The 14148-nt window shown below is 54.3% G+C and carries 13 protein-coding genes; 8 read left to right on the top strand and 5 right to left on the bottom strand.

All coding sequences use genetic code 11. The annotated features are described in order from the left end of the window. From clpX to bolA, 4 genes are all read right to left on the bottom strand, one after another. Positions 1-973: ATP-dependent protease ATP-binding subunit ClpX (gene clpX, locus QCD69_RS13080; RefSeq protein WP_301252328.1), on the bottom strand; the 973-nt coding region annotated here is incomplete at its 3' end. 88 nt (positions 974-1061) lie between these two features. Continuing rightward, entirely contained in the window at positions 1062-1685 is a 624-nt protein-coding gene (gene clpP / locus QCD69_RS13075) for an ATP-dependent Clp endopeptidase proteolytic subunit ClpP (protein WP_125288429.1), read from the bottom strand. Positions 1686-2011: 326 nt separating this feature from the next. Beyond that, positions 2012-3316, bottom strand: coding sequence for a trigger factor (gene tig, locus QCD69_RS13070; RefSeq protein ID WP_253455053.1), 1305 nt, complete (start codon positions 3314-3316; stop codon positions 2012-2014). A gap of 320 nt (positions 3317-3636) precedes the next feature. Beyond that, on the bottom strand, positions 3637-3951 hold the full coding sequence (gene bolA, locus QCD69_RS13065) for a transcriptional regulator BolA (RefSeq protein ID WP_253455054.1): 315 nt from the start codon (positions 3949-3951) through the stop codon (positions 3637-3639). Positions 3952-4236: 285 nt separating this feature from the next. Between bolA and QCD69_RS13060 the strand changes: the two genes are divergently transcribed. The 8 genes from QCD69_RS13060 (at position 4237) to QCD69_RS13025 (ending at position 13369) form a co-directional block, all read left to right on the top strand. Beyond that, complete coding sequence (locus QCD69_RS13060) at positions 4237-4815, top strand: lipoprotein (protein WP_301252325.1); 579 nt, start codon at positions 4237-4239, stop codon at positions 4813-4815. 44 nt (positions 4816-4859) lie between these two features. Beyond that, on the top strand, positions 4860-6335 hold the full coding sequence (gene ampG, locus QCD69_RS13055) for a muropeptide MFS transporter AmpG (protein WP_301252324.1): 1476 nt from the start codon (positions 4860-4862) through the stop codon (positions 6333-6335). Positions 6336-7118: 783 nt separating this feature from the next. Then, positions 7119-8048 carry a cytochrome o ubiquinol oxidase subunit II gene (gene cyoA / locus QCD69_RS13050; RefSeq protein WP_301252323.1) on the top strand — a complete coding sequence of 310 codons (930 nt, stop codon included), beginning with the start codon at positions 7119-7121 and terminating at the stop codon, positions 8046-8048. A 4-nt stretch (positions 8049-8052) separates the two neighbouring features. Beyond that, the gene (gene cyoB, locus QCD69_RS13045) at positions 8053-10044 is read left to right on the top strand and encodes a cytochrome o ubiquinol oxidase subunit I (protein WP_253455059.1); all 1992 of its coding nucleotides are present in this window, start codon (positions 8053-8055) and stop codon (positions 10042-10044) included. Continuing rightward, positions 10034-10648: a cytochrome o ubiquinol oxidase subunit III gene (locus tag QCD69_RS13040; RefSeq protein ID WP_253455061.1), complete on the top strand. Its 615-nt coding sequence runs from the start codon at positions 10034-10036 to the stop codon at positions 10646-10648. Before cyoB ends, QCD69_RS13040 begins: the two co-directional genes overlap by 11 nt. Next, the gene (locus tag QCD69_RS13035) at positions 10648-10977 is read left to right on the top strand and encodes a cytochrome o ubiquinol oxidase subunit IV (protein WP_125288421.1); all 330 of its coding nucleotides are present in this window, start codon (positions 10648-10650) and stop codon (positions 10975-10977) included. The genes QCD69_RS13040 and QCD69_RS13035 overlap by 1 nt, the downstream gene beginning before the upstream one ends. A gap of 13 nt (positions 10978-10990) precedes the next feature. Continuing rightward, entirely contained in the window at positions 10991-11878 is an 888-nt protein-coding gene (gene cyoE / locus QCD69_RS13030; RefSeq protein ID WP_125288628.1) for a heme o synthase, read from the top strand. Between the two features lie 126 nt (positions 11879-12004). After that, positions 12005-13369 carry an MFS transporter gene (locus tag QCD69_RS13025; RefSeq protein ID WP_253455063.1) on the top strand — a complete coding sequence of 455 codons (1365 nt, stop codon included), beginning with the start codon at positions 12005-12007 and terminating at the stop codon, positions 13367-13369. A gap of 175 nt (positions 13370-13544) precedes the next feature. On the opposite strand, the gene QCD69_RS13020 is transcribed toward QCD69_RS13025, so the two are convergent. Continuing rightward, complete coding sequence (locus QCD69_RS13020; RefSeq protein ID WP_301252322.1) at positions 13545-14036, bottom strand: YajQ family cyclic di-GMP-binding protein; 492 nt, start codon at positions 14034-14036, stop codon at positions 13545-13547. Between the last annotated feature and the right edge of the window lie 112 nt (positions 14037-14148).

The following is a 14148-nucleotide window of genomic DNA, read 5'->3' as shown; positions in this document are numbered from 1 at the left end:
TCTGGATCAGCGCTTCCTCGCTCAGCTCGGTCAGCGTCGCCACCACCGGCAGACGACCGATAAACTCCGGGATCAGACCGAACTTAATCAGGTCCTCCGGCTCCACCTGCGCCAGCAGCTCGCCTTCCGTCGCCTTCTCCGCCTTGCCTTTTACCGTCGCGCCAAAGCCGATGCCCGAGCCGGTATCCACGCGCTGCGAGATAACCTTGTCCAGCCCGGCAAACGCGCCGCCGCAGATAAACAGGATTTTCGAGGTGTCCACCTGCAGAAACTCCTGCTGCGGATGCTTGCGCCCGCCCTGCGGCGGCACCGCGGCGACCGTGCCCTCAATCAGCTTCAGCAGCGCCTGCTGCACGCCCTCGCCCGACACGTCGCGCGTGATGGACGGGTTGTCCGACTTGCGGGAAATCTTGTCGATTTCATCGATGTAAACGATGCCGCGCTGCGCTTTCTGCACATCGTAGTCGCACTTCTGCAGCAGCTTCTGGATGATGTTTTCCACGTCCTCGCCCACGTAGCCCGCTTCGGTCAGCGTGGTGGCGTCGGCCATGGTAAACGGCACGTCCAGCAGGCGCGCCAGCGTCTCCGCCAGCAGCGTCTTGCCGCTGCCGGTCGGGCCAATCAGCAGGATGTTGCTTTTGCCCAGCTCGATGCCGTTGCTGGTGTCGCCGTTGCGCAGGCGCTTGTAGTGGTTGTAGACCGCCACCGCCAGCACCTTCTTCGCCCGCTCCTGGCCGATAACGTAGTCGTCCAGATGCTCGCGGATTTCGTGCGGCGTCGGCAGCGAACTGCGCTCGCGGTGGGGCGCGACTTCTTTGATCTCTTCGCGAATGATGTCGTTACATAAATCGACGCATTCGTCGCAGACATACACTGACGGGCCGGCAATCAGCTTGCGGACTTCATGCTGGCTCTTGCCGCAAAAAGAGCAGTACAGCAGCTTCCCTGAACCGTCTTTGCGCTTATCTGTCATTAACTTGCCCCTCTTGTTTAACGCTGACGGCCCGGGCCGTCAGTCTGCCTTTATGACGGCAGCAATCTCTTTTACCAACCAGCGCCGCTTAACCGCGCTGGTTCAAAATGGCGTCGACCAGACCGTACTCCACCGACTCGCTGGCAGAAAGGAAACGATCGCGCTGGGTGTCGCGCTCGATGGTTTCGACGCTCTGACCGGTATGTTTGGCCATCAGCTCATTCATCATCTGCTTGGTTTTGATAATTTCACGCGCGTGAATATCGATATCCGACGCCTGACCCTGGAAGCCACCCAGCGGCTGGTGGATCATCACGCGGGAATGCGGCAGGCAGTAGCGTTTGCCTTTCGCGCCGGCGGTCAACAGGAAAGAACCCATTGAACAGGCCTGGCCCATACAGATGGTGCTGACGTCAGGTTTGATAAATTGCATGGTGTCGTAAATAGACATGCCCGCGGTAATTACGCCACCAGGAGAGTTAATATAAAGGTGGATATCTTTTTCCGGGTTTTCTGCTTCCAGAAACAGCATCTGCGCGACGATCAGGTTCGCCATATGATCCTCGACCTGGCCGGTCAGGAAGATAATGCGCTCCTTCAGCAGGCGGGAAAAGATGTCGTAAGAACGCTCTCCGCGAGAAGTTTGTTCAACCACCATTGGCACTAAAGCCATATGAGGTGCTGTTTGTTCACGTTCGCCACTGTATGACATTACCGTCTCCTGGATTTTTCATTTGGCCACACTACCAATTCTACTTGAGAGCGTTCCGGAACACTATGTCCCCAACTTTATTCACCCGAAAGCTATCGGCGATCCTAAAGCCTTACCGTAACTTTACTATCTGGGGATACACCCCCGCTAATTCAAGCATAACAACGTTTTCAGGCGGCTGCTAACCAGGAAAAGTAGCATAGTCGATAATTTGCCGCTTTAATGAGCGAATAAGGCCCATAATGTCACGCCATCCGGCGGATAAAAGAAAAAAGCCCGCGGTCATGATGACCGCGGGCTTTAATTTATCCTGAAAAATCAGACGATCAGGCCGTTTGGGTCTGGTTCATCAGTTCCTGGAAGTTTGTCGCTTTTTCGGTCACTTTGGCTTTTTCCAGCACGGCTTCCACCGCCTGTTCTTCCAGCGCGACGTTGCGCATGTTGTTCATCAGCTCGTTATTTTTGCTGTAGAACTCGATCACTTCAGCCGGATCTTCGTAGGCAGACGCCATCTCTTCGATCAGGGTCTTCACGCGATCTTCATCCGCTTTCAGCTCGTGGCTGCGGATAACTTCGCCCAGCAGCAGACCAACCACCACGCGGCGCTTAGCCTGCTCTTCGAACAGTTCGCGAGGCAGCTCAAGAGCCTGCTTCTCGTTACCGCCGAAGCGCTGTGCAGCCTGACGCTTCAGCACGTCGATTTCGCTGTCGATCAGGGCAGCCGGCACCTCGATGTCGTTAGCGCTGACCAGGCCGTCGATAGCCTGAGTCTTCACACGGTTACGCACGGCGCCTTTCAGCTCGCGCTCCATGTTTTTACGCACTTCGGTACGCAGACCCGCTACGGAGCCATCTTCCACGCCGAAACGCTTGATGAACTCTTCGGTGAATTCCGGCAGCTCGCGCTCTTCAACTTTCTTCAGCACGATCTCGAACTTCGCCGCTTTCCCTTTCAGGTTTTCAGCGTGGTAGTCTTCCGGGAAGTTCACGTCGATAGTGAAGGTTTCGCCCGCTTTGTGGCCAACCACACCGTCTTCAAAGCCTGGGATCATACGACCCTGGCCCATCGCCAGTACGAAGTCGGACGCTTTGCCGCCTTCGAACTCTTCGCCGTCTACAGAGCCGGAGAAGTCGATGGTCACGCGATCTTCAGCTGCCGCTGCGCGATCGGTTTCTTTCCAGGTCGCCTGCTGCTTGCGCAGGGTATCCAGCATGGCATCGACGTCTTCGTCGGTCACGGAAACAACCGGTTTTTCAACTTCGATTGCTTCCAGGCCTTTCAGCTCGACTTCCGGATAGACTTCGAACTCTACGGAGAAAGTGAAGTCTTCGCCGGTTTTGTATTCGCCCGGCACGTAGTTTGGCGCGCCAGCCGGATTGATTTTCTCTTTGATGATCGCATCAACAAAGTTGCGCTGCATCAGATCGCCCAGCACGTCCTGACGAACAGACGCGCCGTAACGCTGTGCAACCACGGTCATCGGCACTTTCCCTTTACGGAAACCGTCGATACGCACTTTTTTCGCTACGCTGACCAGCTCATTTTTCACCGCGTTTTCGATCACATCTTTAGCAACGGTAATCGTAACGCGACGGCCCAGGCCCTGAGTTGTTTCTACTGAAACTTGCATCTTATTACCTCAAAAAATCACGTGCTCGGTCAACTTCAGACTCGCTCTACCCGTCAGGGCAAAGTAAGACTAAGAACCGGGACGGCCTCTGATGTCAGAACCGCATTCCCTGTTGTCAGAAGCGTCCCGAAGACATTCGGAAAAACAGACGCAGCATTATAGCGGCAACGGCAAAGCGAGTCGAGGCTGCAACGCGCCGCCATTTTGTTAAGGTTCACGCTTTTTGCATCTGAAAGGAGTAAAAGAAAGGGTTAACGCGGTTTTTTCGACCAGAAACAACAAAGCGGCCTGCAGGCCGCTTCAGATTTTCAGAGATTGCCTCAGGCCAGCGTACCGGCACCGCGACAGTTGGGCGAAGCCGGAACCGTGTCCTGTAACCCTACCCACTCTTTTTCGGTATAGGTATGCAGCGCCAGCGCGTGAACGCTTCCCGCCAGCTCGTCGGCCAGCACGCCATAAATGGCGCGATGCCGCATCAGAAAGCGCTGGTTAAGAAAGCTGTCGCTGACGATAACTATCTTGAAGTGACTTTCCGCCCCTGCAGGCACATTGTGACGATAGCTTTCGTCATGAACCTCCAGGTGCACGGGTGTAAATGCCGTTCTCAACTTTTCTTCTATTTGTTCGCGGATCATAACCACACTCCTCTACGACCTGATGCGCCCCATCTTATTCAATATTAGCCGGATTTCGCCGCCTGCCGATCCGTTTACGGAAAAATATCCGCCGTTCAGGCGCGCTACTGTGCATTTTCCCGCTGGCGGCTGCAACTGTCCGCGCCCAGAAAGCGCGTCCGACCGCCCGGGTGAAAAGATAAGGTAATGAATTTGCGCGTCGCCGGGGCTTCCTCTTGCTACAGGCAATGTTATGATGACCTCGGTTTTGTCCGGACTACACCCCATAAAATCGAGAACATAAGCATGCTAAAAAAATTATTCTTCCCTCTGCTGGCGGTATTTATGCTGGTCGGCTGCGCCACCAACAGCACCACGCTGAACGTTTCGCCAGTCATCAAACTGCCGCAGCAGGATCCGAGCCTGATGGGCGTCACCGTCAGCATTAACGGTGCCGATCAGCGTAGCGATAAAGCGCTCGCCAAAGTGAACCGCGACGGCCAGCTGGTCACGCTGACCCCGTCCCGCGATCTGCGTTTCCTGCTTCAGGAAGTGCTGGAGAAACAAATGGGCGCGCGCGGCTATATGATCGGCCCGAACGGCGCGGTTGATTTGCAGATCGTGGTGAACAACCTTTATTCAGACGTTACCCAGGGCAACGTGCGCTACAGCATTACCACCAAGGCCGATATCTCTATTATTGCTACCGCAAAAAACGGCAACAAGCAGGTGAAAAACTACCGTCAGACCTACAGCGTCGAAGGCGCGTTTAACGCCACCAACGATAAGATCACCAACGCGGTCAACGCGACGCTGGGCGACGTCATCGACGATATGGCGCAGGACACCAGCATTCACGAGTTTATCAAGCAAAACGCCCGTTAATATAGCCTTGCCCGCCGCGCTGGCGGGCACTGTTTAAGGTTTGTATGCCCAGTCACTATCTGCAAATTTTCACCCGTCGTAACGCCGCCCTTCTGCTCCTGCTCGGTTTCTCTTCCGGTTTGCCGCTGGCGCTGACGTCCGGCACGTTACAGGCCTGGATGGCCGTAGAAAATGTCGATATTAAAACCATCGGCTTTTTTTCGCTGGTTGGGCAGGCGTACGTCTTTAAGTTTCTCTGGTCGCCGCTGATGGACCGCTATACGCCGCCGTTTTTAGGACGTCGGCGCGGCTGGCTGTTGGTGACCCAGCTGCTGCTGATCGTCGCTATTGCGCTGATGGGCTTTATGCAGCCGTCACGCGATCTGACGCTGCTCGCCTCGCTGGCGGTGCTGGTCGCCTTCTGTTCCGCCTCGCAGGATATTGTTTTTGACGCCTGGAAAACGGATATCCTGCCTGCCGAAGAGCGCGGCAGCGGCGCGGCAATCAGCGTGTTCGGCTACCGGCTGGCGATGCTGGTTTCCGGCGGGCTGGCGCTCTGGCTGGCCGACCGTTATCTGGGCTGGCAGGCCATCTGGTGGCTGATGGCCGCGATGATGGTGCCGGGCGTGATCGCCACGCTACTGGCGAAGGAACCGGATGAGGCAATAGTGCAGCCGCGCTCGCTGGAAGAAGCGGTGATTGCGCCGCTGCGCGATTTTTTCACCCGTAATAACGCCTGGCTGATCCTGTCGCTGATTGTCCTTTATAAGCTTGGCGACGCCTTTGCCGCCAGCCTGACCACTATCTTCCTTATTCGCGGCGTGGGCTTTGACGCAGGCGACGTGGGGCTGGTGAACAAAACGCTTGGTCTGTTCGCCACGATTATCGGCGCGCTGTTCGGCGGCATACTGATGCAGCGGCTGAGCCTTTATCGCGCGCTGATGCTGTTTGGCATCCTACAGGCGCTGTCAAACCTGGCTTACTGGCTGCTGTCGGTGACCGACAAACACCTTTACAGCATGGCGGCGGCCGTCTTTGCAGAGAATCTGTGCGGCGGTATGGGCACGGCGGCCTTTGTGGCGCTGCTGATGACGCTGTGCAACAAGTCGTTTTCCGCCACGCAGTTCGCGCTGCTTTCTGCCCTGTCCGCCGTCGGTCGCGTCTATGTCGGGCCGGTCGCGGGCTGGTTTGTGGCAGGCTGGGGCTGGCCCGCGTTTTACGCCTTTTCCGTCGCGGCGGCGCTGCCGGGGCTGGTGTTGCTGGCGGGCTGTAAGCGCACGCTGGACAGGGCAGAGAAAACGCGCGAGTTCGCTCCCCGCGATCGTTGGCCACAGGCCTACCGCTGGGCTATCCGTCTGCTGCTGTTGGGCTGCGCGCTGGCGGGGATTGCGCTGGCGCTGCTGGCACTGGATGCCCTGGGCGTGGCGCATATCGACCATTTACTCGCAACGCTGTTTGGCGGCGCGGCGCTGCTGGGGTTGGCGGGCGTGATGCTGGGTTCGCTGCTCGATTATCTGGCGCAGCGCAGCGCGCAGGACTAAGGTCATTTGCCGTCCGGCAATCGGACGGCGGTTCCCGTTGTCACCCGTCTGGCCGGGCCGGGCTTCACTCATTGATGTGCGTTTGCCATTGTCAACAACAATTGATAACCAGAGTGAATAGTGTGATAAACCTCACGTAACAAGCTCGTTCACTCGAGAAAGCGGATGCAGACCACCCCGGATTTAAGGCAAACTCAGTGCCGTCTGATTACATCGGGTTAGCATTGAAGAAGCCGGAATACATTAGCAGCGCTGTTCTGTGCACCCTTAACGGCTATTATTTATTGCCCATAGCAGAAAATAAGCTAACAGCAACGTAACAAACGCCCTTTTTTTTCGCTGTAAATAGCGTCAGTGGTGTAGGTAATTTAATCATTTTTTAACAATTCCACCGCTGCGCTTATTTTGCCTCGTCCGTTATTTCCTAAAGATTCTCGTCTTTACATTTACAATAAAACGAGAAAACACAACCGCTGCGAAACTATTTTTGTTTATTTGACATAGATCAAATGCTACGGCTATGTTAAATAATTGAGTACCAATTTCGCTGTTTATAGCGACCCTGATTTCTGAAGGGGATTTTCCATCTGTTTTTGTTATATCACCCCCAAAGCCCTGCTATTATTCATATTTTGTCACCCTCCGAAACATGTGTGACAGTGTTTGCAAAAGGTGTCAACACCTCGCTGACACAAGCTGTTGCTGGTTTACAGTACTGAAACGTTCCCGTAAAATGCCGCCACACTTAAACGACAATAGAGCCCTTGTCATTGAGGTCGTTAAATGAGACTCAGGAAATACAATAAAAGTTTGGGGATTCTGTCATTAATCGCAGGCACTGTATTGTTAAGTGGCTGTGATAGTGCATTGTTGAGTCCCAAAGGACAGGTTGCAATGGAGCAACGTTCGCTGATACTGACAGCCTTCGGCTTGATGATGATCGTCGTTATTCCCGCAGTCCTGATGGCCGTGGTGTTCGCCTGGAAATATCGGGCATCGAATACCGAAGCAAAATACAGTCCAAACTGGTCACACTCGAATAAAGTGGAAGCCGTGGTATGGACTGTGCCCATCCTTATCATTCTCTTCCTTGGCGTCCTGACGTGGAAATCAACCCACGCGCTGGAACCAAGCAAACCGTTGGCTTCCAATGTGAAACCCATTGAGATTGATGTGGTGGCGCTGGACTGGAAATGGCTGTTTATCTACCCTGAACAGGGTATTGCAACCGTTAACCAGATTGCTTTCCCGGCCAACACGCCAGTGACCTTTAAGATCACTTCGAACTCCGTGATGAACTCCTTCTTCATTCCTACCCTCGGTAGCCAGATTTACGCTATGGCGGGTATGCAGACTCAGCTGAACCTGATCGCGAATGAGGCCGGCACGTTTGACGGTATCTCCTCTAACTTCAGCGGTCGCGGCTTCTCCGGCATGAAGTTCAAAGCTATCGCCACACCTGATAATGCAGCATTCAATCAGTGGGTAGCGAAAGCGAAAGAGTCTTCTAACCAGCTGATGACCATGGATGATTTCGAGAAACTGGCTGCGCCAAGCGAAAACCATCCGGTGGAGTTCTTCTCTACGGCGAATCCTGATTTGTTCAAGCAGGTTATTGGCAAATTCAAGATGAACCACGGGAATATGGCTATGTCCTCTGAGCATGAAGGCATGGACATGAACGACGCCTCTCACGCGGGAGCCGAGGAATAATACGATGTTGGGAAAATTAACCCTTGATGCTGTTCCGTACCATGAGCCGATTATCATGGTTACGGTTGCCGCCATCATTCTTGGTGGTCTGGCTGTTGCTGGAGCAATCACTTACTTCGGTAAGTGGCAATACCTGTGGACTGAATGGCTGACGTCAGTCGACCATAAAAAACTGGGTATCATGTATATCATCGTGGCTTTCGTCATGTTGCTGCGCGGCTTTGCCGATGCGGTCATGATGCGTAGCCAGCAGGTGATGGCCTCGATGGGCGATCCAGGCTTCCTGCCGCCTCATCACTACGACCAGATCTTCACCGCTCACGGCGTGATCATGATCTTCTTCGTAGCAATGCCGTTCGTTATCGGTCTGATGAACATTGCTGTTCCTTTGCAGATCGGCGCGCGCGACGTGGCCTTCCCGTTCCTGAACAACCTGAGCTTCTGGTTCACGGCTGTGGGCGTGGTGCTGGTTAACCTGTCACTGGGTGTGGGCGAGTTTGCTCAGACCGGCTGGCTGGCTTATCCACCGCTTTCCGGCGCGGAATACAGTCCGGGGGTCGGGGTCGACTACTGGATCTGGAGTCTGCAGCTCTCCGGTATCGGGACGACATTAACAGGTATTAACTTCTTCGTTACTATCCTGAGAATGCGCGCTCCGGGCATGACCATGTTCAAAATGCCTGTGTTTACCTGGGCATCCCTGTGTACTAACGTACTGATCATCGTCTCCTTCCCGGTTCTGACCGTGACGCTGGCGCTGCTGACCCTTGACCGTTATCTGGGCTTCCATTTCTTTACCAACGAAATGGGCGGCAACATGATGATGTACGTCAACCTGATTTGGGTCTGGGGACATCCGGAAGTTTATATCCTGGTTCTGCCTGTCTTCGGCGTGTTCTCCGAAGTGGTTGCAACCTTCTCGAAAAAACGCCTGTTTGGTTACACCTCGCTGGTTTGGGCAACGGTTGTTATCACCGTCCTTTCCTTCATCGTGTGGCTGCACCACTTCTTTACGATGGGTGCCGGTGCGAACGTTAACGCCTTCTTCGGTATCATGACGATGATTATCGCCATCCCGACCGGTGTTAAGATCTTCAACTGGCTGTTCACCATGTACCAGGGCCGCATTCAGATGCACTCTGCCATGCTGTGGACCGTAGGCTTCCTGGTCACCTTCTCTGTAGGTGGTATGACCGGTGTTCTGCTGGCGGTGCCGGGTGCTGACTTCGTTCTGCACAACAGTCTGTTCCTGATTGCCCACTTCCATAACGTTATTATCGGTGGTGTGGTATTCGGTTGCTTTGCTGGCGTGACTTACTGGTTCCCGAAAGCGTTCGGCTTCTGCCTGAACGAAAAATGGGGTATCCGCGCCTTCTGGTTCTGGATCATTGGTTTCTTTGTTGCCTTTATGCCGCTGTACGCGCTGGGCTTCATGGGCATGACCCGTCGTCTGAGCCAGAATATCGATCCTCAGTTCCACACTCTGCTGGTGGTTGCGGCAGTCGGTGCTGCGCTGATCGCTTGTGGCGTCCTGTGCCAGCTTACCCAGTTCTGGGTATCTGTACGTGACCGCGAGCAGCTGCGCGACCTGACCGGTGACCCGTGGGGCGGTCGTACGCTGGAGTGGGCAACCTCTTCACCACCACCGTTCTACAACTTTGCTGAAGTGCCTGTTATCCACGAGCGCGATGCGTTCTGGGAAATGAAAGAGAAAGGCGAAGCGTACAAACGTCCTGCTAAGTATGAAGAGATCCACATGCCGAAAAACAGCGGCGCGGGTCTGGTCATCGGTCTGTTCAGCATGGTGTTTGGTTTTGCCGCTATCTGGCACATCTGGTGGCTGGCTGGTCTCACCTTCCTCGGCATGATCCTTACCTGGATTATCAAGAGCTTCGACGATGACGTGGATTACTACGTTCCCGTTGCCGAGATCGAAAAAATCGAGAATCAGCACTTTGACGAAATTAGCAAAGCAGGTCTGAAAAATGTCAACTGAAACTCTGACTAAGCACCACGACGCCCATGCGGAGCATGGGCATCACGATGCAGGAGCCAATAAGCTGTTTGGCTTCTGGATCTACCTGATGAGCGACTGCATCATCTTCGCCACGCTGTTCGCGACCTATGCTGTTATGGTCAACAACACCGCTGGCGGCCCGTCAGGGAAAGATATTTTTGAATTACCGTTTGTTCTGGTTGAAACCGCCCTGCTGCTGTTCAGCTCCATTACCTACGGCTTTGCCGTTATCAGCATGGAAAAAGGGACTAAGTCTGCCGTTCTCGGCTGGCTGGGCCTGACCTTCCTGTTTGGTCTTGGCTTTATCGGGATGGAAATCTATGAGTTCCATCACCTGATTACCGAAGGCTTTGGTCCGCAGCGCAGCGGCTTCCTGTCGGCGTTCTTCACGCTGGTAGGTACGCACGGTCTGCACGTGACGTCAGGTCTGATCTGGATGCTGGTGCTGATGTATCAGGTTGCCACTAAGGGCCTGACCTCCACCAACCACACCCGCGTGATGTGCCTGAGCATGTTCTGGCACTTCCTGGACGTTGTCTGGATCTGCGTATTTACCATTGTTTATCTGCTGGGGGCCATGTAATGAGCAAGACATTAAGCGATCATGGTACCTCTCACGGTAACGTGAAGACTTATATGATCGGCTTTATTCTGTCGATCATTCTGACTGCGATTCCATTCTGGATCGTCATGGAAGGCGGCGCGTCTAAAACGACGATGCTGGCCGTGGTGGTGATTGCAGCCGTAGTACAGGTGCTGGTGCATCTTTATTACTTCCTGCACCTCAGCACGTCTACCGATCAGCGTTGGAATCTGGTGGCGATAGTGTTTTCCGCCGTCATCATTCTGATTGTCGTAGTGGGCTCTATATGGATTATGTGGAACCTCAATTACAACATGATGGTCCGTTAAAGAGTCGCCTGTGATGATTAAGCAATACCTGCAAGTAACGAAACCAGGAATTATTTTCGGGAATTTAATTTCTGTCATCGGGGGATTTCTGCTGGCTTCTAAAGGCAGCATCGACTATTCCCTGTTTCTCACCACCTTAGTCGGCGTCTCGCTGGTGGTCGCATCGGGTTGTGTTTATAACAACTTTATTGACCGCGACATCGACGTAAAAATGGAGAGAACCAGAAACCGTGTGCTGGTAAAAGGCCTCATTTCTCCGACAGTCTCTCTGGTTTATGCAACCGTTCTGGGTATTGCTGGATTCGCGTTGCTGTATCTCGGAGCAAACCCGCTGGCCATGTGGCTGGCGGTGATGGGCTTTGTGGTTTACGTCGGTATTTACAGCCTCTATATGAAGCGTAAATCCGTCTACGGCACGCTGATTGGTAGCCTTTCCGGCGCTGCGCCGCCGGTTATCGGCTACTGTGCCGTCAGCAACCAGTTCGACGCTGGCGCGCTGATCCTGCTGGCTATCTTTAGCCTGTGGCAGATGCCGCATTCCTATGCGATTGCTATCTTCCGCTTTAAAGATTACCAGGCAGCGAATATCCCGGTTCTGCCGGTGGTAAAAGGCATCTCCGTGGCGAAAAACCATATCACGCTGTATATCCTGGCGTTTATGGTTGCGACACTGATGCTGACGCTGGTGGGCTACGCGGGCTACAAATATCTGGTGGTCGCCGCCGCCGTGAGCGTATGGTGGCTGGGAATGGCGCTTTCGGGCTATAAGACGCAGAACGATCGCGTCTGGGCACGCAAGCTGTTCGTTTTCTCCATCGTCGCCATCACCGCGCTAAGCGTGATGATGTCGGTTGACTTTATGACGCCGGCCTCAAAGGATTTACTGACTTACGTCTGGTAACTTCCACCTCCTCCGAAGGGCGCGATTATCGCGCCCTTTCTTTTTGTTACCACTTCTCGTTAATAATAATTTTACCCACCTTTCCCAACGCCTTAAAATATGCTCACCAGATAAACTGAGGTAGTAATGAACGATAATAAAATGACTCCGGTCGAACTGCGTGCGACATGGGGTTTGGGAACGGTATTCTCCCTGCGTATGCTGGGCATGTTTATGGTTCTGCCCGTCCTGACCACTTACGGCATGGCATTACAGGGAGCCAGCGAAGCGCTGATAGGTCTTGCTATCGGCATCTACGGTTTGGCACAGGCCGTGTTTCAAATTCCTTTTGGTCTGCTTTCCGACCGTATCGGCCGCAAGCCGCTGATTGTCGGCGGACTACTGATTTTCGTGCTCGGCAGCGTGATTGCCGCCAGCACCAACTCTATTTGGGGTGTGATCCTGGGCCGCGCTTTACAGGGTTCCGGCGCGATTGCGGCGGCGGTAATGGCTCTGCTTTCCGACCTGACGCGCGAGCAGAACCGCACCAAAGCAATGGCCTTTATCGGTATCAGCTTCGGCGTTACCTTTGCGATTGCGATGGTGCTTGGGCCGATTGTGACCCATGCGCTTGGTCTGCATGCGCTGTTCTGGATGATTGCGCTGCTGGCGTCCAGCGGCATTGTGATCACGCTGCTGGTGGTGCCTTCTGCCTCTAACCATATGCTTAACCGCGAATCCGGCATTGTTAAGGGCAGCTTCCGCGCGGTGCTGGCCAACAGCCGCCTGGTCAAGCTGAACTTCGGCATTATGTGCCTGCATATTCTGCTGATGTCCAGCTTCGTGGCGCTGCCCGGCGAGTTCGAGCAGGCCGGCTTCCCGGCGGAGCAGCACTGGAAAGTCTATCTGGTCACCATGCTGATCGCTTTCTGCGGCGTGATCCCGTTTATTATCTATGCGGAAGTGAAGCGCCAGATGAAGCGGGTATTTATCGCCTGCGTGGCGATTATCCTGATCGCAGAAATCGTGCTCTGGGGCGCGGGCAACCACTTCTGGACGCAGGTCTTAGGCGTGCAGCTGTTCTTTATCGGCTTTAACCTGATGGAGGCGATTTTGCCTTCGCTGGTCAGTAAAGAATCGCCACCGGGCTATAAGGGCACCGCGATGGGCGTCTACTCCACCAGCCAGTTTATTGGCGTGGCGATCGGCGGTAGCCTGGGCGGCTGGCTGTATGGCCACTTCGATGCCTCCACCGTCTTTGTGGTCGGCGCTTTTATCGCCGTAGTCTGGCTGCTGGTGAGCTGCACCATGCAGGAGCCGCCGTACGTCAGCAGCCTGCGTATCGTGCTGCACGATGATATTACCGACACCGCCGCGCTGGAAAAACGCCTGAGGGCGCAGCCTGGCGTCGCCGCCGTCTTTATCGTGCCGGAAGAGCGAAGCGCCTACGTGAAGATTGACAGCAAAGTCACCAATCGCCCCGAGCTGGAAGCGCTGGTCGGCAGCTGCTGATTATCTGTTAATGGGGCCTGTCGCCCCATTATTTCCGGCCTCGCTCCCCGCCCTCCCCTCTTTGTCGCGCTGCGTAATGCCGTGATAACGCCTTTACGATGACAAAGTCTGGCGGAAGCGGTGGAATTCAGGCGGGGAAAACTGAATAAAAGGGCGATGCATCGCCCTTTTATTATTAATCGCGGAAGTTTTTAAACTGGAAAGGCTGCCCCAGGTCGCCGCCGCGCACCAGCGCCATCGCGCCCTGAAGATCGTCACGGGACTTACCGGTCACGCGCACTTCTTCACCCTGCACCTGAGACTGCACTTTCAGCTTGCTGTCTTTGATCAGCTTGACGATTTTTTTCGCCACGTCAGACGGGATGCCTTTTTTCAGTTTGACTTCCACGCTCCAGCTTTTGCCGCTGTGCTCAATCTCTTCCGGCACTTCCAGCGCGCCGCCTTCAATGCTGCGCTTGAGCAGTTTCTCGCGCAGAATATCGATCAGCTGCTTCACCTGAAAATCAGACTCGCTCAGCACCTTGATCGTTTCGTTTTTCTCGTTCAGCTCATAACTGGCCGTCACGTTGCGAAAATCGAAACGGGTGGAAATTTCACGGTTGGCGTTTTCAACGGCGTTGCGCACTTCCTGCAGGTCGATTTCAGATACGATATCGAATGATGGCATGATTTTTTCTCCTGATTCTGTTGTGACAGGCATAATACCGACTTAGCATCAGTAAAAAAACCATCGGCATGGAAAGCTATAATAAGAACAGCTCTGCCAGCGCGGCCTTCGG

This window comes from Erwinia sp. PsM31 (assembly GCF_030433775.1).
Taxonomy (GTDB): Bacteria; Pseudomonadota; Gammaproteobacteria; order Enterobacterales; family Enterobacteriaceae; genus Erwinia; species Erwinia aeris.
Note: the sequence above shows the minus strand (reverse complement) of the source record. Positions and strands in the feature narration are given on the sequence as shown.